A 19,573-nucleotide genomic window follows, 5' to 3' on the forward strand; every position below is an offset into this window, starting at 1 on the left:
GTCGGCCGCCGTCTCGAACGCGGGCGGTGTCACGTGGACGCGGGAGGCGTCCCCCGGAACCGAGGAGTTCGATGACCGAACAACCGCCGATGACGACCGGCGCCGAATCGGCCACCGACGACGAGTCCATGCTCTCGCGGCGCGAGCGGTTCAGAAAGCTCGCCGCCCTCGACACCACCAGTGGTGCGTTGCTCCTCGTGGCAGCGCTCGTCGCCGTCGTCTGGGCGAATTCGCCGTGGCGGGAGACGTACTCGTCGTTCCTCCACACCGAGATCGGACCCGAGTCGCTCCACCTGCGCATGTCGCTGGCGCACTGGGCGGCCGACGGACTGCTCGTGATCTTCTTCTTCGTGGTCGGGGTCGAGCTCAAGCACGAGTTCGTCGCCGGTGGTTTGCGCGACCTCAAACTCGCCGGCGTGCCCATCGCCGCCGCGATCGGCGGCATGATCACCCCGGCGTTGTTCTATGTGCTCGTGGTCACGATCGGGGATCCGGAGGGACTCCGCGGGTGGGCGATCCCCACCGCAACCGACATCGCGTTCGCGCTGGCGGTTCTCGCGATCTTCGGTCGCGGACTCCCGGTGCCTCTGCGGACGTTCCTGCTGACCCTCGCCGTCGTCGACGACCTGCTGGGCATCATCGTGATCGCGACCTTCTACACCGACGAGATCGACTTCGCGATGCTCGGCGCCGCACTCGCGGTCATCGTGGTCTTCGGCGTGCTCGTCCGTCAACAGCGCAAGCTGTGGCCCCTGCTCATCCCGCTGGGCGTGGTGGCCTGGGCGCTGATGCACGCGTCGGGCGTGCACGCCACCGTGGCCGGCGTGCTGCTCGGCTTCACCGTGCCGGCGATCGCCATCCGGGGCGAGAGCCGACCCCGGACCGAGTGGTTCGACGACGCGGTCCGTCCGTACTCGGCGGCCGTCGCGCTGCCGATCTTCGCCTTCGCCTCCGCAGGCGTGACGGTCATCGGGGGAGAGGGCTCGATCGTCCAGCCGGTCTCCATCGGCATCGCGCTCGGCCTGGTCGTCGGGAAACTGATCGGCGTGCTGGGCTCTACGTGGCTCATGACGAGGCTTACCCCGCTCCGGCTGCCCGACGCGATCGGCATCCGAGACCTGCTGCCCATCGGCATGCTCACCGGCGTCGGCTTCACCGTCGCGCTCCTGATCGCCGAACTCAGCTTCGAGGGCGGCTCCGACGACCATGCCGCGGCCGCCAAGGCGGCGATCCTGTTCGGTTCGCTCGTGTCCGCGACGCTCGCCGCGGTCCTGCTGCGCTGGGATGCGCGCCAGGCCCGCGACAACGACATGAACCGCGACAACATCCCGGACATGAACCGCGACTACATCGGCGGCTGAGAGATCCACGACGAGAGGCCCCGGGACCGTGTCGGCGGATTCAAGGGGTCCTCGCAACACCTGATGGTTAGACGGCTATCAGTAGATCACGCAGACGCTCGGCTGGAGCTTTCCAGTCGAGCGTTTTGCGTGGGCGACGGTTGAGTTTCTGGGCGACGAGTTCGAGGTCCTGGGGTCCGTAGACGCTCAAGTCGGTTCCCTTCGGAAAGTATTGGCGCAGTAAGCCGTTGGTGTTCTCGTTTGATCCGCGTTGCCAGGGTGAGTGCGGGTCGCAGAAATAGACCGGTACTCCGGTGGCAACAGTGAACTGGTTGTGGGCTGCCATCTCGCATCCCTGGTCCCAGGTCAGCGAACCGCGCAGGTGTTGGGGTAGTGATCCGATCAGCGGTACCAGCACGTCACGGACTTCCTCAGCGGTGTGCCCGCCCGGGAGGTGTCCGAGCATGACGTAGCGGGTGGAACGTTCAACCAGGGTCACGATCGCGGACTCGCTGCGAGTGCCGACGATCAGATCGCCTTCCCAATGTCCTGGCACGGCCCGGTCCTCGACCTCGGCTGGACGGTCGGAGATCATCACCATGTCGTCAATGAACCGCTTGGTGCGCTGTTCGGCCTTGCGATGAGGTTTGCGTCGGGTCCGCCCGGTCCGCAACGCCGTCGCGACCTCGCGGCGCAGCCCTCCTCGAGCCTGGACGTAGATCGCCTGGTAGATGGTTTCGGTGCTCACTCGCATGCCCTGATCGTCGGGGAACTCGGTCATGAGAGCGTGGCACACCTGCTCCGGGGACCACTGGTCCTGCAACTTGCCGGCGACGTAGTCGCGCAGCGGGCCGGGCTGGGCGAGCTTGGACTCTTTAGGACGCGACCGCGAATGGGTCCATGCACGGTGCGCTCGGTGAGCACGGTAGACGTCCTCGACCGCATAGGCGTCGATCTCGCGTTTGATCGTCGAGGCCGACCGCCTTAACCGCCGGCCGATCTCCCGAAGCGAGTGACCCTCACGGCGCAGATCAGCAATCTGTTCCCGATCGGCCAAGGTCAGGAACCGTGGATGCAGTACCGCTTCCAACTGGGCCAGGGATGGTTCGCCAGTGGCGTCGCGGTAGGTGGTCACACCTGTGGTGTAGTCGATCCGCCGGCCATCAGGATGTAGGCGCGCGTTCCCGACTTTACGGATTCCCCTATCCCAATCCCGGGCAGTGCGGACGTTCACACCGATCTGGGCAGCCGCCTCGCGGCGGCTCACTCCCTTCGCACGGAGTTGGTCGTATCGGGCGCGACCCGGGTGCCCGCCGGTACCGGTCTTGCCGCGACCACGCATCCCCGCCTTACGCACCCACCCGTACGCAGTGTCCCGGCTCATCCCGACGATGCGAGCAGCCTCGCACACGTTCCCGTCCACACGGTCCAACACCGTGAAGAACTCGTCCTTCAACTCCGCAGAATGCACGATCCCCGCAACTTCTTGAAATCCAGGGTGTTGCGGGGATCGCTAGCATCCGCCTGTCGGGTCCCGGGGCCTCTCGTCGCCTGGGCTACTGCCCGCCGATGTAGTCGCTCACTTCTCGAGCACTTCCTCCTTCGGCCGTCGGCTCTCGTCCGGGTCGTAGGTCTCCCAGAACGTGGCCCCGACGATCCCGAGCGCGACCGGGTCGAAGACCGGGTCCTTGCCCTGCTTCTTCTGGCGCTCGTAGTCCCGGAGCGCCTTGAACGCCGGTTGCTGCAGGACCAGGATGCCCAGGATGTTGAGCCAGGCCATCAGGCCCACGCCGATGTCGCCGAGCGTCCAGGCCTCCTCGGCGGTGGACACGGCGCCATAGGCAACCGAGACCAGGATCGCTGCCTGCAGGATCAGCGTGAGGTTCGCGCCGAGGGTGCTGCGCAGCGGGCGGACGTAGATGGTCGAGGCCTTGCCCATGAGGAACCGCAGGTTGGTCTCGGCCATGTAGTAGTACGCGATGATCGTCGTCAGGCAGAAGAAGGCCAGCGACACCGCCACGAACGTTGAGCCCGCGCCGCTCCACATGCTGTCGAAACCGATCTGCACGAACGACGGGCCGACCGGGATGTCGGCCTCGGTGAGCAGACCGCCCTCGCCGAGGACCGGGTTGGAGGCGCTCTCGCCCTCGAAGACCCGGTACGCCCCCGTCGTGATGATCAGGAATCCGGTGGCCGAGCAGACGAACAGCGTGTCGATGTAGACGGCGAACGCCTGCACGAAACCCTGCTTGGCGGGATGGGAGACCTCGGCGGCGGCCGCGGCGTGCGGGCCGGTTCCCTGGCCCGCCTCGTTGGAGTAGATGCCGCGCTTGACGCCCCACATGATCGCGGAGCCGATGATCGAGCCGAACACCGCGTCGGCGCCGAACGCGCTGGCGAAGATCAGGCGGAACACCTCGGGGACCTGCGAGACGTTGGTGAAGACGACGATCAGCGCGAACACGATGTAGAGCACAGCCATGAACGGCACGACGATCGAGGCGAAGGCGGCGATGCGCTTGACGCCGCCGATGATGACGAACGCCAGGATGATGACGATGCCGATCGCCACGGCCCAGTCGGCGACACCCCACGCCTGGCTCATCGCGACGGTCATGGAGTTCGACTGGATGCCGGGCAGGAGGACGCCGCAGGCCAGCACCGTCACCGCGGCGAACACGAATCCGTAGATCTTGAAGAACGGTGCCGCCTTGGTGTGCGCGAACGCCTGGCTGAAGTAGTACGCCGGGCCGCCCCGGTACTCGTTGGTCAGCCGGTCACGCGTCTTGTAGATCTGGCCGAGCGTGCACTCGACGAACGAGGTCGACGCGCCGAGGAACGCCACCAACCACATCCAGAACATCGCGCCGGGGCCGCCGAACGCGATGGCGGTGGCCACGCCGGCGATGTTGCCGGTGCCGACGCGCCCGGCGATCGAGATCATCAGCGCCTGGAACGAGGAGACCCCGTCCGGGGAACTGTGGCCGCGGACCATCACGCGGATCATCTCCGGGATGTGGCGAAGCTGGAGTAGGCGGGACCTCACGGAGAAGAACACGCCCGCGCCGAGGCACAGGTACACCAGTGGATCGCTCCAGATGATGTCGTTGAGTTTGGCGAGGAAATCGGTCATCTCACTCCCGGCGGGTGGCTCTGACGATGAGCGGGCCACTGGCTGGACCCCGACGCGCAGAACACTCTGCCCGACGACGGGCGGATGCACACCCCGATGTCCGAAAAATTCGTTTTGGAAATGATCGTTGTGCCCGGCGTTCCCGCGGGCCCGCTTAGCACTCGGAATGCCTGAGTGCCAAGATCGGTTACACTTGTCAGCGTTTACTGACTTTCGGAGGTTCAGGTGCCCACCTACTCGTATGCCTGCACGGAGTGCGACAACAAGTTCGACGTCGTCCAGTCGTTCTCCGACGACTCCCTGACCGAGTGCCCGCAGTGCGCCGGTCGTCTGCGCAAGCTGTTCAACTCGGTCGGCATCGTGTTCAAGGGGAGCGGTTTCTACCGCACCGACTCGCGTTCGGGCTCGTCCTCGGCCGACACCGCGTCGTCCTCGTCGTCGGACAGCTCCTCGAGCAGCTCGTCGTCGAGCAGCAGCTCGGACTCCTCGAGCTCGGGCAAGACCGACTCGAAGGCCGCGACCCCGGCCTGATCGCCGGGACGCACGACTTCACCAGCACGAAGACCTGGGACGCCGCGCGCGGACCAGGTCTTCGTGCTGTCGTCAGTCGGTGCTGTCGTCGGTTCGGGGAGCGGTCAGCTCGCGGAACCCGCCGCCCGGGGTGAGGACCCAGCCCACCGGGACGTCGTGCGCGTCGGACGGCAGCGAGTCGACGAGCTCGTCGTCGTAGACCACCGCGACGAGCTCCGCAGAGAGCCCGGCGATGCTCCGGTCGTAGTACCCCGCACCGCGGCCGAGTCGTATCCCGGTCCGGTCGACGGCCAGCGCCGGGATGAAGATGACCGACGCCGCGCGGATCGCGGCGGTGCCCAGTCGCGTCCCGGTCGGCTCGAGCAGTCCCCAGCGGCGTGTCTCGAGAGAGCGCGGGCCCGTGTACCGGGCCCAGTCGAGCGGGGCGGGATCGCCCTCGGGCACCACCGGGAGCAGCACCGTGACGCCGCGGTCGAGCAGGGCGTCGAGCATCGCGGTCGGGGCCACCCCGGAATCGGAGGGCACCGACCCTGGTTCGATCCCCACCGGCACGTACGCGGCGACCGTCACGTCGTATTCGAGCCGGAACGGGCAGGTGTGGATCCACTCGGCGAGGTCGAGGGCCGCACGTTCTCGATCGGACGCGGGCATCGCGGCCCGTCGGCTCGCGGCCTCCTGCCGACGCTGGTCCTTGTGAGTGGGCACGACGCGGCCGTCCTTCCCGGGTGAGTGACTCGCCACCGGCGCGGTCAGTTCGCCCGAACAATATCGAACGGCGCGTCGCGGCGGGGCTCGGGACGCGGCCCGTCGCCTGTCGCCCGTCCGGCCACCGCGCCCGGCCTGTCCTAGGGTGGATACATGAGTGTGACGAACAGAGATGACTTCAGCGAGTACGAAGGCGTGCCCAACACTCCGCCGATCCCGCGTACCGCGGTGGTTCCGGCGGCGGGGCTCGGGACGCGGTTCCTCCCCGTCACCAAGACGGTGCCCAAGGAGTTGCTGCCCGTCGTCGACACCCCGGGCATCGAGCTGGTCGCCGAGGAGGCGAAGTCAGCCGGAGCCGAACGCCTGCTGATCGTCACCTCCCCGGGCAAGGACGGCGTCGTCGCACACTTCGTCAACGATCTGGTCCTGGAGAACACCCTCGCCAAGCGCGGCAAGGAGGCGATGCTGGCCAAGGTCCGCAAGGCGCCGAACCTGCTCGACGTGAAGTCGGTCGTGCAGGAGAAGCCGCTCGGGCTCGGCCACGCCGTCGGCTGCGTCGAGGAGTACCTCGACGACGACGAGGACGCGGTCGCCGTCCTGCTGCCCGACGACCTGGTCCTGCCCGGCGGGGTCCTCGAGGTGATGGCCCGCACCCGGCAGCGTCGCGGCGGGTCGGTGCTGTGCGCGATCGAGGTCCCCGAGGACAGCATCAGCGCATACGGCGTCTTCGACGTCGAGCCGCTACCCGACGCGAACAACCCCAACGTCATGCGCCTCAAGGGCATGGTCGAGAAGCCGGCGCCGGAGGACGCGCCGTCGAATCTCGCCGCGGCCGGCCGCTACATCCTCGACCGCAAGATCTTCGACGCGCTGCGCCGGATCAAGCCCGGTGCGGGCGGCGAGCTCCAGCTGACCGACGCCATCGCGCTCCTCATCGAGGAGGGCGAGCCGGTCCACGTCGTCGTGCATCGCGGCACCCGCCACGATCTCGGCAACCCCGGCGGCTACCTCAAGGCGTGCGTCGACTTCGCGCTCGACCGCGACGACTACGGTCCCGACCTGCGCGAGTGGCTGGAAAAGCGGCTCGCCGAGGGCTGATCACACTCATCGGCCCCGCGCGCCTCGACCGATCGGGCGCGCGGGGCCGATACCGTTTGTCTGTTGTACCGAGCATCGTTTCGGAAGATGTGTGCAGATGAGACGGGAAGAGCGGTGAGATGCGGTCGGTCGAAGATCATCTGGCGCTCGTGACCGCGGCCGCGGTGGCGCCGCGTCCGGTGCGCGTCGCGATCTCCGAGGCGCAGGGGTTGATGTGTGCGGAGGAGGTCGTCACCGAGCATCCGATGCCGGGGTTCGACCAGGCCGCGATCGACGGGTACGCGGTGCGGGCCGTGGACGTGGCCCTCGCCGGCGTCCTGGCCCCCGAGGATCTCGAGGACTTCGATCCGGGTGGCGCCGAACTCGTCGACCTCGAGGCCGGCGAGCCGATGATCGTGTCGCTGCCGGTCGTCGGGGAGGTGGCGCCCGGCTCGCGGACGCCCACCCGGCTGCAGCCGCGCCAGGCCGTCCGCGTGGAGACCGGGGCACCGATGCCGACCCTCGCCGACGCGGTGGTCCCGCTGCGCTGGACCGACGGCGGAGACCAACGGGTCAAGATCGGGCACGGCGTCGAGAGCGGCAGCTACGTGCGCCGCGTCGGTGACGACGTGCAGCCCGGCGACGTCGCGGTCCGGGCGGGCTCGATCATCGGACCTGCACAGGTCGGCCTGCTGGCCGCGGTGGGACAGTCGCGTGTGCTGGTCCACCCGCGGCCCCGGCTGTCGGTGATCTCGGTCGGCAGCGAACTCGTCGACATCGACCGCACCCCGGGACCGGGACAGATCTACGACGTCAACAGCTACGCCCTCGCCGCGGCGGCACGTGACGCCGGCGCCGACGTCAACCGCGTCGGCATCGCCGAACGCGACGCGTCGAGGATGCGCGAGGTGGTCGAGGCCCAGCTGATCCGCTCGGAGATCGTGGTGATCTGCGGCGCGGTCGGCGGCTCGGCGTCGAAGGCGATCGCCGACGCCCTCGCCGACCTCGGTGAACTCGAGATCGTCCGGGTGGCCATGCATCCCGGCTCGGTGCAGGGGTTCGGGCGGCTCGGCCGCGACGAGGTGCCGACCTTCCTGCTGCCGTCGAACCCCGTCAGCGCCCTGGTGACCTTCGAGGTCATGGTCCGGCCGCTGATCCGCATCGCCCTGGGCAAGCGCCAGCCGATGCGGCGGGTGATCAGGGCCCGCACGATCGGCCCGATCGCCTCGGTGCGCGGGCGCAAGGGGTACCTGCGCGGACAGCTCATGCGTGACGAGCGCACGGGGGAGTACCTGGTGCAGGTGCTCGGCGCGTCGCCGACCGGATCGTCGCATCTGCTCGCCGAACTCGCCGAGGCGAACTGTCTGATCATGGTCGAACCCGACGTCGAGGAGCTCGGCACCGGCGACGAGGTCGAGGTCGCATTCCTCGCACAGCGCGGCTGACGCATCCGGTCGCTACCGCACACGGGGCGGCGGCGCCGCGCTGACCTGCGAAGAGGCGAGACGGACGTCTCACTTTTCACGTCCTGTGACGGGGAACAAACCCCCAGGCCCTAGACTGCTCTTCGTGTTCAGGTGGCTGAGTGGCGCGACAGGCAGCCCGGGCTGGCCGGCGACGCTGGGACCCCTGGGAACCAGTGCGGGAGCGGTCACGTTGCGGCCGGTCAAGATACGCGACGCCAGGGCGTGGAGCGAGTTGCGGATCCGCAACCAGAACTCACTGCTGCCATGGGAACCGACCGGCGTCGGCAGCTGGGCCGAACGGCATCAGCCGTCGTCGTGGCCGCCGTTGTTCGCAGTGCTCAAGTCGGAGGCCAAACGCGGCACGATCCTGCCCTTCGTCATCGAGCTCGACGGTCGGTACGTGGGCCAGCTGACGGTCGGGAACATCCAGCGCGGCGCGGTGCGCACGGCGTGGATCGGCTACTGGGTCGACGAAGCGCACTCGGGCAAGGGCATCGCCACCGCCGCGGTCGCCCTCGGCGTCGACCACTGCTTCGGCCCGGTCGGGCTGCACCGCCTCGACGCCACCGTGCAACCGGCCAACGAGGCGTCGCAGAAAGTGCTGAAGCACATCGGTTTCCGGCAGGAAGGTCTGCTGGTCCGGTACATGGACGTCAACAAGCGCTGGCGTGATCACCTCCTGTTCGCGCTCACCGCGGAGGAGGTCGTGGGGTCGGCGGTCGAGGCGCTCGTCCGGTCGGGCCGGGCGACGTTCGTGTAGCCCGCGCCGCCGCCGCGAAGGTGCGATCCCGGTTCGTGTGTCGGGACTCTCGCATAGGCTCGCCGACGTGAGTGATCTGGAGATAGTGGTCCGCGGCCGTGCCCGCGGCAAGTATTCGCCGGAGCGCGGCGTCGTCGACCTCGCCGTGCACCTGGAGGGGCCGGACAAGGCGAGCGTGTACGCCGAGGCCGTGCGACTGCACTCGGACATCACGCGTGCGCTCGCCCGACTCGAGTCGGCGGGCGCGGTGAGCCGGTGGACCGCCGAGTCGGTGCGGGTCTACTCCTACCGGCCCTACTCCGACCACGGGGAGCGTCGAGATCCGGTGTACAACACCCGTCTTCGCATCGACGCCGAGTTCGTCGACTTCGAGAAGCTGTCGGAGTTCCTCGACGAGTGGTCGAGCGTGGAGGGCGTCGTGGTCGGCGGGGTCGACTGGGACGTCACCGAGGAGAGCCGGCGCGACCACGAGCGCGAGTTGCGCCGAGAAGCGGTCGAGGACGCGATCGCCAAGGCGCAGGCCTACTCCGACGCCGTCGGCAGGGGTCCGGTCACCGCGGTCCTGCTGTCGGACCCGGAGATGTCCGATCACGTGCCCTCGACGGGCGGGCGGATGTTCGCGGCCGCAGTCCCCGGCGCGCCGGCGCCGTCGCTGGAGTTGCGCGCCGACGACATCGAGATCCGCGTCGCCGTCGACGCGCGGTTCCGCGCCGAGTGACGCCGCCGTTGCGCGCGGCGCGCTGAGAGCGCGGTGTGAATCCGCAACGACATCGTCGCGCTACGGCGCGTCGGCGCGGAACTGGGTCTTTCGGGCCCTAGATTGTGTTGTGGCCTCGTGTGACCAGAGTGAATGAAGGGAGAGTCGCATGCCCAACTCCGTTTTGTGGGTTTGTCTCGTCGCGGTTTGGCTCTTCGTCCTGGTCCCGATGGTCATCAAGGGGCGTCCGCAGATCCTGAAGTCGACTGATGCGGTGAAGAAGACTCGGTTGCTGCACCGTGGAGGTTCGCGGGCGCAGACCGCTGCCGGCGCGCGTCGCCGCTCGTCGGCACGCCACCCGCACGATCCGAACTGGAAGCCGTCGCGCAAGGCGTCCAGCACCACCGCGACCGCGGTCCTCGAGACCGATGAGGGCACCGCCGACGAGAACACCAAGGTCGAGATCGTCGAGATGGACGGCGTCGAGACCGAGGTGGAGGTCGTCGAGGTCGCCACGACGATGCAGCGCGTCGTCGATGCCGACGTCGAGAAGCCGACCATCGAACCCGACGACGCCGATCTCGAGGGCGGTGCGACCGCAGAGGAGGCCGACGACTCCGATCTCGAGGCAGACGCCGACGAGGAGGTCGAGTCCGAGGTCGCCGAGACCGATTCGGAGGACGTCGACGCCGATGCCGATGCCGAAGACGATGTCGATTACGACGCCGATGCCGAAGACGATGTCGATTACGACGCGGACGCCGACCACGACGACACCGAGGTCGACGATCACGACGACTCGAACGCCGACGCCGAGTACGCCGACGCCGAGTACGACGAGGACGCCGAATACGAGGCGACCGACGAGCTCGACGAGGACGAGTACGACGACTACGCCCGTGGAGCCCGTCCGTCGGACGAGGCCGCAGAGGTGGAGGACGAGGTCGTCGAGGAGGCCGCACCGGTCCACCGCACCGCACGTCCCGAACGTCGCGCGAGCCGCAGCATCTACTCGTCGGAGAAGGAACGCGAGCTCAAATACCGTGAGCGCCAGCGGGTCACGCTGAGCCTTTTCGTGCTCCTGATCCTGGCTCTGATCTCCGGCTTCGTCTTCGGCACGGTCGGTTGGGTCGCCGCCGGCCTCGCCGCGGTGGCCCTGGTCGGCTACCTGACCTACCTGCGCCGGGCCGTGAAGGTCGAACAGCAGATCCGCGCCCAGCGACTCGCACGCGCCAAGCGGGCGGCGCTCGCCGAGGAGGAGCGTCGTCGACGCGCCGCCGCGGTGCCGGAGTTCGCCGCCGCGCCGCCGCCCGAGCGTCTGCGTCGTCCCGGCGGGGTCGTCGTGCTCGAGATCGACGACGAGGACCCGGTGTTCGACCACCTGCCACCGTTCCAGCGGCGCCGGATGGAGCGCGAGGACATCGAGTACCGCCGGGTCGGCTGACCCGGTCTCAGGACCTCGCGGCCGTCGTCAGTCCCCGCGCCTGCAACCACTTCTCGCCGAGCTTCGCCGCGTGCGAGAGCGCCAGGCGCTCACCGACGTACGTCGCCGGTGCCCCGATGAGCGGGATGTAGCCCAGCATCCGGAACAGGGCGAACGGCTGCGGGCGCTTCTGGAACTCGTCGTCGACGGCGCGCAGCAGCTTCGCGGCCTCCCAGATGCCCCCCAGGAGCGACTTTCTCCGCTCCTCGGGTTCGGCGGGCAACGCCTCTGCGGACTCGCCGTCGAGGTCCTTCGGGGTGATGTCGCGACCACACAGGACGGCCGCCAGCAGGGCGACCTGACGGTCGCGGTCGGTGACGCCGTACTCGCGGGCGATCGCGACGAGAACCATGGCCTGGTTGGCGAATCCGAGATACGGGGTGATCGGGAGCCGCTTGGCCCACACCCCGAAGACCCCGGGGAAGGCGACCGCGCCGGTGTTGAGGGCGCCGATGCGGGTGACCCACCAGCTCGCCCGCTTGTGGATCGGCCGCCGGCTCCAACCCTGGGTGCCCGGCCAGTCCGCGGCGTCGAGCAACTGTGCGGCGGCGTGCTGTGCCTGCTGGAGGCGTGAGTCGGGGTGGTCGTGGTCGTGGAAGGTGTGGTCCTTCAAGCCCAGCGGGTCGCGCTCGGCGAGCACGTCGAGGACGGGGTTGATCACCCCCACGACGTTGTCGAGAACGCCGGCCAACTGCTGATCAGACATCTGAGGCACGGGCCCAGCCTAGCCATCACTTGGGCGTTTGGGATTCGGGGCGGTGGGGCTGCTAAAGTGTCTCCCGGTTGATCGTTCGACGATCCTCCAGGGGCTATGGCGCAGTTGGTAGCGCGACTCGTTCGCATCGAGTAGGTCAGGGGTTCGATTCCCCTTAGCTCCACCGGAGAGAACCCCGGGTTGCCACGCGACCCGGGGTTCTTTGCGTCTTGGAGTTCTCTGTGTCTTGGGGTTCAGTGCGTCTCGGGGGGGGCGACTGGGACCGAGGGGTGGATACGTGATACCAAAGTTGTAGTCCGCTATGGCGGATTCGGAAGGATGTCGAGACAGGTCGGGGGGGACCACTGTGACGAAGCGTTGGATCGCGGGACTGAGCGCCATTGCGTCGATCGTGACCATGGGTGCGGTGACGGCGACGTCGAGCACAGCCGAGGCCGCGCCGAGGCCGAGCGCGAAGGTGTGCGTGATCAATCAGGAAGGCGGTGCCTACCGAGGGCCGATCGTCCTCCACGCGACGACCGGTGGGCTGTTCAACGGTCCGCGTCCGGTGTTCACCCACAACGCAGACTCCGCGGGATGCACGACCTTCGCGGGACTCAAGCCCGGTACGTCCTACTGGGTTTCGGGCTCGGTGACGCTACAGAAGTGCCAGGACCACCTCAAGGGCGACGGAACCTGGGGAAAATACGGCGTCGAGCAGGTGCGCGGTTTCTCGTCGGGAGTCCGCCGTGCGCCGTCGAGCGGAGTGCTGCAGTTCCCCCGCCAGGTCGCGGCGGTCCAGACCACGAGTTGCTTCTGACGGGACACCGGGTCCGACTGACGTAGGCTGGAGGCATCCGGGCAGAACAACCGGCAGATCTCTGTCGGCCTCACCGGTGTCAGACGTACCGGGCTCCGTCTGATGATGACGTCAGGCGGATGCTGTGATCACCGAAACCCTCGTCTTCTCCCACGGCGTCGAGGCCGCCCGATGAGCACCCCACCGCTCCTCGGCCCCACTCGCGTCCGTTTCGGCGTGGACCCGGCCGCCGCCATCGGCGGTGCCTGGTACCCGTATACCGTGCAACTCGCCGACGAGCTCCCGGGCCTGCTCGCCTCGGCGCGGGCCCAGTTCGGAGACGTCACCGGGATCGACGTGACCTGGCAGAGCTTCCGGCGTCTGCCCGGTCTCGACTCGCCCGATTCGCCTGCGACGCCGCCGATGATGACGCTCAGTACGCCGGTGGCCACCGTCCGCCTTCTGGTGATCCCGCCCCGCACCGCGTCGTCGCTTGCGGCGATCCTGTTGCGGCTGGCGAGCAACACCGTGCAACCGCAGGCGAGCACCTACTCGCTGGAATTCCGCCGCGCCGAACGCATTCTGGAGCTCGCGGCGCGATCGGTGTCCTCCGAGACCCGCCGGCCGGCGGTGCAATAGGCCCGGTCCGCCCCCCGCGAGGCGGGCGTTTTCCCTGCACACGGCCACCTCGTCGTTGTAGGTTCCCCACATGACAGCCGCGCTGCTGACATTCGCCGGATCTCTGCTCATCGCAGGGGTCGGCGGGATCTTCAGCCGGCTCGACGCCAACGACCGGCACCAGAAGCTCGCACAGAAGGTCGACATCCTCGCCAAGCTCCCGTCGGGCACCGCAGCACATGCCCGCATGGAGTCGATCGTCCTGGACGCGATCGGCGATCTGGGGGGAGTACGAGCATCGTCGCCGCAGCCTCATGTTCCAGCGGCGCGCGCTGATGGCGGCCTTCGTCGCCTGGTTGGTCGTGGTCGCCATCCACGTCACCGACGAGAAGTACGACCTCGGCCATTACGACAACATCCTCGACTACGTCGAGATCATCGCCCTCGTCGTCGGTTTCCTCCTGCTGATCGCCTCTGTGGCGGCCACCATCCGGGATCTGCGTCATCGTCACGACGATCCGGAGGCACCCGGTCCGGTCAAACGCCCCACCCCGGGGTGAGGCGTTTGTTAGCTTCGGCACCCATGAGGTCCTCGAAGCTGCTGTTGGGGCTGGTCGTGGCGGCGCTGGCCGGAGTGCTGGTCGCCACCGCGGCGCCGGTCCGGGCGCACACACTGCCGGTCACCTACAACTTCTTGTCCGGCATCCCCGGCGAACTGACCAACCCGGGCGGCTCGCTGCCCGGCTCGAACGACTGGAACTGCAAGCCGTCGGCAGAGCATCCCAATCCGGTGATCCTCGTGCACGGGACCGGCGGGTCGCAGCAGACCAACTGGGGCACCTACGTCCCGCTGCTGAAGAACGAGGGATACTGCGTCTTCGCGCCCACCTACGGCGCGATCAAGGGCGCGCCGTGGCCGATCACGGCGATCGGCGGGATGGGGCTGATGTCCGAGAGCGCCCGCGAACTCGGCACGTTCATCGACAAGGTGAAGCGGGCGACCGGTGCGGAGAAGGTCGACATCATCGGGCACTCCCAGGGAACGGTGGTGCCCGCCTACTACGTGAAATACCTCGGCGGCAGGGACAGCGTCGACAAGTACATCTCGCTCGCGCCGGTGTGGCGCGGAACCACCGTCGCCGCCGCCGACCAGATCGGTCCGTTCGTGCGCGGGCTCGGTGTGCGGCCGGAACAGGTCCCGCTGTGTCAGGCCTGCTTCGACCTCGATCCCGGCGCGGCGTTCCTGCGCAAGATCGCCGACGGTGGCTACTACCTGCCCGGTATCCGGTACACCAACATCGCCACGCGGTACGACGAACTCGTGGTGCCGTACTGGAACGGCCTGCCGCCCGGCGGCTCCAACGTGAAGAACATCGTCGTGCAGGACGGGTGCTCGGTCGACTACACCGAACACGCGGGTATGGCGGGTTCGCGACGCACCGCGTACTTCGTGCTGAACGCGCTCGACCCCGAACACCCGCGCGCCGTTCCGTGTGATCGGGCGGCCCCGTTCACCGGCAGCCCGTTCTGATCGTGCGGTCCACGCGTCATCATCGAGGCCGGTTGCGGCGCAGCATCATCGCGGTCGCGGTGGTCGTGGCGGCCGGATTCTCGGGTGACGTCGGCGCGCCCGCCGCCGGAGCCGACGTCCCCGCACTGGGGCCGGACTTCGAATTCGGTGTCGCGCAGTCGGGTTTCCAGTCCGAGGGGCACAACCGCGACTCCAACTGGTTGCGATACGGCAGACAGGGCAAGGTCGGCGAGCCGGTCGGCGACACCGTCGACTTCTACCACCGGTACGCCGAGGACATCGACCGTGCGGCGTCACTGGGGGTCGGGATCTACCGCACCTCGGTGGAGTGGTCGCGGGTGGAACCGCGCCGAGGACATGACGACCCGGCGGGCTGGGCGTTCTACGATCGGGTGATCAGGAAGGTCGTCGACGCGGGGATGCGCCCGATGATCACCCTGAACCACTGGGTGCACCCGGGGTGGGCGGTGGATCTCGGCGGTTGGAACCGACCGGCGATGGCCGACGACATGGTCGCCTTCTCCAAGCGGGTCGTCGACCGGTACGCCTGGGCGGACCCGCTGTGGATCACGTTCAACGAGCCGACCGAATACGTCCGGCGCGAGCTGCAGTACGGCGGACTGACGCCGCAGAACGTCGGCCGGATGGCCGACGGGATCGTCTCGGCGCATCGGTCGATTTACCGTCACATACATCGCGTGCAGCCGGGTGCGGAGGTGTCGTCGAACTTCGCCTACTATCCGATCGCCGGTGTCCAGGACTGGCTGGAATCGGTGTTCCCACAACGGATGCGCGACACCCTCGACTTCGTCGGCGTCGACCACTACTACTCGTTCTCCGTCACCGATGCGTCGGTCGCACACGGCGCCACCGGGGAGTTCTGGAAGAGCTCCCAGGCGCCCGAGTCGATCTACTACGTCCTCCGGCGAGTGGCGCGCGAGTTCCCGGGCAAGACGGTCCGGGTCGTCGAGAACGGGTTGGCCACCGATCCGCACGGCAGACGACCCGACGGCTACCGTCGCGCCGACCATCTGCGCGACACGGTGTACTGGCTGCAGCGCGCCCGCCAGGACGGCGTCGACCTCCGCTCGTACAACTACTGGAGCCTCACCGACAACTACGAATGGGGCGACTACGACTCGCGCTTCGGCCTGTACACCGTCGACGTCGGGCGTGATCCGGCGCTCACACGCCGGCCGACCGACGCCGTCGCCGCGTATCGCGACATCACCCGCGCCGGGGGAGTGCCGAGGGGATACCGGCCCACGAGGCCTCCGGTTCCGTGCTCGCTGGTGGACGTGCCGGACAGTTGCGCGAACCCTGCAGTGGTGCGCTGACCGGCAGCCCCGCCGCCGTTCGGCAGATCCGCCCGGCGATCCGGAGGCGTGTGTGCGGAACAGTGGTGGGACTGCGGCGAACTCAGGCGATTCCGAGCGCGCGGAGTCCCGCGGCGGTCGCGGCGGCGAGCACGATGACCACCGCCAGCGGCGCCCGTAGCAGCGCGGCGACGACGCCGACCGCCACTCCGGCGGGACGCGCCCAGCCCGCGAAGTCGTGTTCGACGAACAACGCTCCGGTGAGCGCGACCGCCACCAGCAGGACCACCGCGGCGCGGTCCATCAGCGCCTCGGTCTCGGCCGACACCGAGATGCGGTTGCGCAGGATCGGGCCGGCGAGCCGGATGGCGTAGGTGCCGACCGCGAGCAGCGCCACACCGATGCCCAGGGACAGGCCGGTGCTCATCGGCGGACCTCGTGATCGCGCCTGGTCTCGACGGTCGGCGAACTCGGCCCGGCCGCCGAGGGCGCCCGGCCGTGGATGAACCGCCGCATGACCTCGACCCCGGCGAAGCCCGCCAGGGCGCCCACGACGGGGAGTCCGGCGGGCAGGAACGGCGTCGACGCGATGGCGATCGCGCCGCCGACCACTGCCGCGGCCCAGGTCGCACCCGACCGCAGCGCCGGGATGGCCAGGGCCGCGAGGAGGGCCGGGAAGGCGGCGTCGAGGCCCAGGGCCTCGGGGCCGGCGACGACGCTCCCGAGGAACGCCCCGAGTCCTGCCCCGGCCGGCCAGCAGACGAGGATTCCCAATCCGCACAACAGGAAAGCCGCGCGAGCGCGGCGAGGGTCGGGCTCTGTCGCGGTCATGGCGGCGGTCTCGTCGTTGATGAGGTGGGCGCCGAGCAGGGTCTCCGACGGTCCGCGCAGATACTTCCCCACGGACAGGCCGTAACCGAAGTTCCTGGTGTTCACCAGAAGTCCGGCCAGAGCGCCGACGACCGGTGCGCCGCCCGCGGCGATCACGCCGACGAAGACGAACTCCGAGGACCCGGCGAGCACGACCGTGGCGATGAGGACGATCTGCCACGACGCCAGTCCGGCACCGTGTGCGGCGACCCCGTACGAGGCGCCGATGACGAGGACCGAGAGGCACATGACGACCACGGCGCGCAGGGTCGCCGCGTCGAGTGTTCTCCATGCCGAACGCATGGCTACTATAGTGAACACGTGACGGATGTTCGTCAAGATGGACGATTGGACGGTTCGATGAACAATGTGCCCGGGGTGGACCCGAAGCAGCTGGTGGCGGCGTCGCTCAAGCGTGAACGCGCCCGCGCCGGACTCTCGCTCACGGAACTGGCGAGGCGCGCGGGCATCGGCAAGTCGACGCTGTCGCAGCTCGAGTCCGGGGAGGGCAACCCCAGCGTCGAGACGCTGTGGGCGCTCTCGACGGCTCTCGGGGTCCAGTTCTCCGCACTGCTGGACTCTCCGGCGCCCACGGTCGAGGTGATCCGCTTCGGCGACGGCCCGGTCATCCCGGCGGTCGACGCCGACTATTCGGCCACCCTTCTCTCGACCGCCGCGCCCGGGTCGCGCCGGGACATCTACGTCGTGCGCGCCGAACCCGGGAAGCCGCGCGTGTCCAAGCCGCATGCGCGCGGCGTCGTCGAACACGTCGTCGTCAGCACCGGGCGTGCCCGGCTGGGGCCGACCGACTCCCCTGAGACGCTGGGGCCCGGCGACTACATCGCGTATCCCGGCGACGTCGAGCATGTCTTCGACGCGCTCGAGCCGGGCACCGTCGCGGTGATGATCAGCGAGGCGTTCTGAGCCGGCGGCACATATCCGTCAGAGAAGCCGTTCGGTGTCGGCGTAGACCTTTCCGGCGATGACGACCGGATCGGAGGCGTACGGGCCGTACTCCCAGAGTGTCTCGGCGCCGTCGATGGCCTCGATCTGGTGGCCGCCTGCTGTCGGGGCGGAGATGAGGACACGCCGACCGTCCGAGCCGAGGAGGTCGGCATCGTTCAGGTGGTCGGCGAGGATGGCTCCGGTGGACACGTCGAAGACACCTTCCGTCTCGTCGCCGCCGCGCTTGATCACCACCGTGCCGCCGTCGGAGAAGACGACGACCGGATTGTCGAACATCCAGCGCCACAGTGTCTTTCCGCTCATGGGTGAGGCGACGAAGAGTGGCTTCTCGTTGCCGGTGGTGTCGCGGTCGGTGAGTATCGGAAGGATCGACCCCCGGCCGGTCCGAGCCGTGTGCTGAACACGCCACCGGGCGCGGCCCGTTCGAGTCGGGCGCCGCGCACGGTCGTCGTCGGATTCCCGTCGGAATCGAAATAGTCGACGCCGCTGTCGGTGTCGACGGCGAAACCACCCGGGAACGGATTCGCGCCGGTGTGGCCGACTTTCCGCGGCTCCTGACGGAAGACCTCGGCCAACGTGGTCATGCTGCGGACGACCAGACGTTCGGTGTCGCGGCCGGCCTCCTCCCGGGACGCCACGGGGCCCGAGCGCGTATACACCTCGCCGTAGGGAAGCGTTGCGGCGAGCCCGCCCTCGCGGTCGTAGACCTCGATCCGCGACCGTGCAGACCGCTCCGGGACGACGATGAACCTGTCCCGGTGTGCGACGACGATGGCGCGGTCGGCGGCGGGGACCGAGCGACGGATCGATCCATTGCCGAGATCGGCGAAGACCACCGCCTGGCCGTCATCGGTCAGCCCTTCGACGAGACATGCCGCGGACGCGTCGGACTCGGCGATCGCGCACGACCGGAATTCGGTGCGGTCGTCCGGCGAGTCCACCTGCGCGAGGCGCTCTCCGGTCCCGGCGTCGAGGAAGGCGACCGCGGCCGGAGCGTCGTGGCGCCTGGCCCCCGGGCGACCACGTTCTCGTTGCCCCCGATGAACCGGGGAAACCAGAAGCCCTGGCCGAGGTCGAACGTCCACCGCGGGTCCTCGGGCGCGGAGGACAGGTCGGGCAGGGTGTCCGCAGACGGGTCCGACCACCGGGGCGCGTCGCCGGTCGCTGCCCGCACCGCGAACACCACCCCGACGATCACGGCGATCACGACGAGCGCGACGCCGCTGATCAGGGCGTACTTCTTGGGCCGGTGCGGGGCTGCAGGTGACGTCAAGGCGGTCCTCTGTGGCTGGGTACGGGAGTGCGCGGGTCGCGGGACCGTCGAAGGGTGTCGGCGTTGCACCGGACCGGGTTGCGGTGTGTCCACAGGCGGGGTCCGACGCGACGTCGGTCACAACAATTCGCTTCTTTCGTTACCGGCGCGTACTGTCGACTTCAGTGATGCAGCCATGACGGCATGCGTCAACGCGTCGTAGAACGCCTCTCTCGCAGGTCGGTGCCCCACGGGGATGCCGACGTCGGACACATCGGATGTCCACGACCTGCCATTGACTTCGTACGGCGAACGAGCCCGCGACACCCGCGTGT

The 19,573-nt window shown here is 68.7% G+C and carries 22 protein-coding genes and 1 tRNA gene; 14 read left to right on the top strand and 9 right to left on the bottom strand.

The features are described from left to right. Nucleotides 1-71 precede the first annotated feature (71 nt). A complete protein-coding gene (gene nhaA / locus E1P53_RS18080; protein WP_371831008.1) occupies nt 72-1,361 on the top strand; it encodes a Na+/H+ antiporter NhaA in 1,290 nt (429 codons plus the stop codon). 67 nt (nt 1,362-1,428) lie between these two features. Here nhaA and E1P53_RS18085 read toward each other — a convergent pair whose 3' ends face one another. Further along, nucleotides 1,429-2,607 carry an IS30 family transposase gene (locus tag E1P53_RS18085; RefSeq protein ID WP_131733316.1) on the bottom strand — a complete coding sequence of 393 codons (1,179 nt, stop codon included), beginning with the start codon at nt 2,605-2,607 and terminating at the stop codon, nt 1,429-1,431. Between the two features lie 312 nt (nt 2,608-2,919). Continuing rightward, nucleotides 2,920-4,473 (bottom strand): alanine/glycine:cation symporter family protein, encoded by a 1,554-nt coding sequence (locus E1P53_RS18090; RefSeq protein ID WP_131735087.1) that lies wholly within the window; start codon nt 4,471-4,473, stop codon nt 2,920-2,922. Between the two features lie 225 nt (nt 4,474-4,698). Between E1P53_RS18090 and E1P53_RS18095 the strand changes: the two genes are divergently transcribed. Then, complete coding sequence (locus tag E1P53_RS18095) at nt 4,699-5,004, top strand: FmdB family zinc ribbon protein (protein WP_131735088.1); 306 nt, start codon at nt 4,699-4,701, stop codon at nt 5,002-5,004. 72 nt (nt 5,005-5,076) lie between these two features. On the opposite strand, the gene E1P53_RS18100 is transcribed toward E1P53_RS18095, so the two are convergent. Beyond that, nucleotides 5,077-5,709: a 5-formyltetrahydrofolate cyclo-ligase gene (locus E1P53_RS18100; RefSeq protein WP_131735089.1), complete on the bottom strand. Its 633-nt coding sequence runs from the start codon at nt 5,707-5,709 to the stop codon at nt 5,077-5,079. Nucleotides 5,710-5,862: 153 nt separating this feature from the next. On the opposite strand from E1P53_RS18100, the gene E1P53_RS18105 reads away from it, so the two are divergent. The 5 genes from E1P53_RS18105 (at nt 5,863) to E1P53_RS18125 (ending at nt 11,153) form a co-directional block, all read left to right on the top strand. Continuing rightward, nucleotides 5,863-6,807, top strand: a complete 945-nt coding sequence (locus E1P53_RS18105; RefSeq protein ID WP_006898910.1) for a UTP--glucose-1-phosphate uridylyltransferase — start codon at nt 5,863-5,865, stop codon at nt 6,805-6,807. 119 nt (nt 6,808-6,926) lie between these two features. Then, the gene (glp, locus tag E1P53_RS18110) at nt 6,927-8,231 is read left to right on the top strand and encodes a molybdotransferase-like divisome protein Glp (protein ID WP_131735090.1); all 1,305 of its coding nucleotides are present in this window, start codon (nt 6,927-6,929) and stop codon (nt 8,229-8,231) included. A 124-nt stretch (nt 8,232-8,355) separates the two neighbouring features. Then, a complete protein-coding gene (locus tag E1P53_RS18115; protein ID WP_131735091.1) occupies nt 8,356-9,012 on the top strand; it encodes a GNAT family N-acetyltransferase in 657 nt (218 codons plus the stop codon). A 67-nt stretch (nt 9,013-9,079) separates the two neighbouring features. Then, a complete protein-coding gene (locus E1P53_RS18120) occupies nt 9,080-9,730 on the top strand; it encodes an SIMPL domain-containing protein (RefSeq protein ID WP_131735092.1) in 651 nt (216 codons plus the stop codon). A gap of 148 nt (nt 9,731-9,878) precedes the next feature. Beyond that, on the top strand, nt 9,879-11,153 hold the full coding sequence (locus E1P53_RS18125) for a SepX/GlpR family protein (RefSeq protein WP_131735093.1): 1,275 nt from the start codon (nt 9,879-9,881) through the stop codon (nt 11,151-11,153). 7 nt (nt 11,154-11,160) lie between these two features. On the opposite strand, the gene E1P53_RS18130 is transcribed toward E1P53_RS18125, so the two are convergent. Next, nucleotides 11,161-11,907 carry a hypothetical protein gene (locus E1P53_RS18130; RefSeq protein WP_131735094.1) on the bottom strand — a complete coding sequence of 249 codons (747 nt, stop codon included), beginning with the start codon at nt 11,905-11,907 and terminating at the stop codon, nt 11,161-11,163. A 90-nt stretch (nt 11,908-11,997) separates the two neighbouring features. Here E1P53_RS18130 and E1P53_RS18135 point away from each other — a divergent pair. The 6 genes from E1P53_RS18135 to E1P53_RS18160 all read left to right on the top strand — a co-directional run bounded on the left by E1P53_RS18135 (nt 11,998) and on the right by E1P53_RS18160 (nt 16,171). Next, a tRNA-Ala gene (locus E1P53_RS18135) sits at nt 11,998-12,070 on the top strand. 183 nt (nt 12,071-12,253) lie between these two features. Further along, nucleotides 12,254-12,706, top strand: coding sequence for a hypothetical protein (locus tag E1P53_RS18140; RefSeq protein ID WP_131735095.1), 453 nt, complete (start codon nt 12,254-12,256; stop codon nt 12,704-12,706). A 171-nt stretch (nt 12,707-12,877) separates the two neighbouring features. Beyond that, the gene (locus E1P53_RS18145) at nt 12,878-13,324 is read left to right on the top strand and encodes a DUF5994 family protein (protein WP_006902522.1); all 447 of its coding nucleotides are present in this window, start codon (nt 12,878-12,880) and stop codon (nt 13,322-13,324) included. 218 nt (nt 13,325-13,542) lie between these two features. Then, a complete protein-coding gene (locus E1P53_RS18150; RefSeq protein ID WP_244941222.1) occupies nt 13,543-13,863 on the top strand; it encodes a hypothetical protein in 321 nt (106 codons plus the stop codon). Between the two features lie 23 nt (nt 13,864-13,886). Then, complete coding sequence (locus E1P53_RS18155; RefSeq protein WP_131735096.1) at nt 13,887-14,834, top strand: esterase/lipase family protein; 948 nt, start codon at nt 13,887-13,889, stop codon at nt 14,832-14,834. Nucleotides 14,835-14,866: 32 nt separating this feature from the next. Continuing rightward, a complete protein-coding gene (locus tag E1P53_RS18160) occupies nt 14,867-16,171 on the top strand; it encodes a family 1 glycosylhydrolase (RefSeq protein WP_131735097.1) in 1,305 nt (434 codons plus the stop codon). Nucleotides 16,172-16,253: 82 nt separating this feature from the next. Here E1P53_RS18160 and E1P53_RS18165 read toward each other — a convergent pair whose 3' ends face one another. Next, complete coding sequence (locus E1P53_RS18165; RefSeq protein ID WP_006902526.1) at nt 16,254-16,577, bottom strand: AzlD domain-containing protein; 324 nt, start codon at nt 16,575-16,577, stop codon at nt 16,254-16,256. After that, a complete protein-coding gene (locus E1P53_RS18170) occupies nt 16,574-17,323 on the bottom strand; it encodes an AzlC family ABC transporter permease (protein WP_131735098.1) in 750 nt (249 codons plus the stop codon). The genes E1P53_RS18165 and E1P53_RS18170 overlap by 4 nt, the downstream gene beginning before the upstream one ends. Before the next feature lie 57 nt (nt 17,324-17,380). Here E1P53_RS18170 and E1P53_RS18175 point away from each other — a divergent pair, with 57 nt between their 5' ends. After that, nucleotides 17,381-17,944 carry a helix-turn-helix domain-containing protein gene (locus tag E1P53_RS18175; RefSeq protein WP_131735099.1) on the top strand — a complete coding sequence of 188 codons (564 nt, stop codon included), beginning with the start codon at nt 17,381-17,383 and terminating at the stop codon, nt 17,942-17,944. A gap of 18 nt (nt 17,945-17,962) precedes the next feature. Here E1P53_RS18175 and E1P53_RS18180 read toward each other — a convergent pair whose 3' ends face one another. The 3 genes from E1P53_RS18180 to E1P53_RS20515 are packed head-to-tail and all read right to left on the bottom strand — an operon-like array spanning nt 17,963 to nt 19,259. Beyond that, entirely contained in the window at nt 17,963-18,289 is a 327-nt protein-coding gene (locus E1P53_RS18180) for a hypothetical protein (protein WP_131735100.1), read from the bottom strand. Next, entirely contained in the window at nt 18,286-18,927 is a 642-nt protein-coding gene (locus tag E1P53_RS18185) for a hypothetical protein (protein WP_131735101.1), read from the bottom strand. Before E1P53_RS18185 ends, E1P53_RS18180 begins: the two co-directional genes overlap by 4 nt. Beyond that, nucleotides 18,840-19,259, bottom strand: a complete 420-nt coding sequence (locus tag E1P53_RS20515) for a hypothetical protein (protein ID WP_165484446.1) — start codon at nt 19,257-19,259, stop codon at nt 18,840-18,842. Before E1P53_RS20515 ends, E1P53_RS18185 begins: the two co-directional genes overlap by 88 nt. Nucleotides 19,260-19,573 lie beyond the last annotated feature (314 nt).

Source organism: Gordonia paraffinivorans (assembly GCF_900683595.1).
GTDB classification, from domain to species: domain Bacteria; phylum Actinomycetota; class Actinomycetes; order Mycobacteriales; family Mycobacteriaceae; genus Gordonia; species Gordonia paraffinivorans.

What these genes read in the sequence shown, in the direction of transcription:
- nhaA (WP_371831008.1), top strand. Translation starts at nt 72, where the DNA reads ATGACCGAACAACCGCCGATGACGACCGGCGCCGAATCGGCCACCGAC.
- E1P53_RS18090 (WP_131735087.1), bottom strand. Translation starts at nt 4,473, where the DNA reads ATGACCGATTTCCTCGCCAAACTCAACGACATCATCTGGAGCGATCCA.
- E1P53_RS18105 (WP_006898910.1), top strand. Translation starts at nt 5,863, where the DNA reads ATGAGTGTGACGAACAGAGATGACTTCAGCGAGTACGAAGGCGTGCCC.
- glp (WP_131735090.1), top strand. Translation starts at nt 6,927, where the DNA reads ATGCGGTCGGTCGAAGATCATCTGGCGCTCGTGACCGCGGCCGCGGTG.
- E1P53_RS18125 (WP_131735093.1), top strand. Translation starts at nt 9,879, where the DNA reads ATGCCCAACTCCGTTTTGTGGGTTTGTCTCGTCGCGGTTTGGCTCTTC.
- E1P53_RS18145 (WP_006902522.1), top strand. Translation starts at nt 12,878, where the DNA reads ATGAGCACCCCACCGCTCCTCGGCCCCACTCGCGTCCGTTTCGGCGTG.
- E1P53_RS18150 (WP_244941222.1), top strand. Translation starts at nt 13,543, where the DNA reads ATGCCCGCATGGAGTCGATCGTCCTGGACGCGATCGGCGATCTGGGGG.
- E1P53_RS18155 (WP_131735096.1), top strand. Translation starts at nt 13,887, where the DNA reads ATGAGGTCCTCGAAGCTGCTGTTGGGGCTGGTCGTGGCGGCGCTGGCC.
- E1P53_RS18165 (WP_006902526.1), bottom strand. Translation starts at nt 16,577, where the DNA reads ATGAGCACCGGCCTGTCCCTGGGCATCGGTGTGGCGCTGCTCGCGGTC.
- E1P53_RS18170 (WP_131735098.1), bottom strand. Translation starts at nt 17,323, where the DNA reads ATGCGTTCGGCATGGAGAACACTCGACGCGGCGACCCTGCGCGCCGTG.
- E1P53_RS18175 (WP_131735099.1), top strand. Translation starts at nt 17,381, where the DNA reads ATGAACAATGTGCCCGGGGTGGACCCGAAGCAGCTGGTGGCGGCGTCG.
- E1P53_RS18180 (WP_131735100.1), bottom strand. Translation starts at nt 18,289, where the DNA reads ATGAGCGGAAAGACACTGTGGCGCTGGATGTTCGACAATCCGGTCGTC.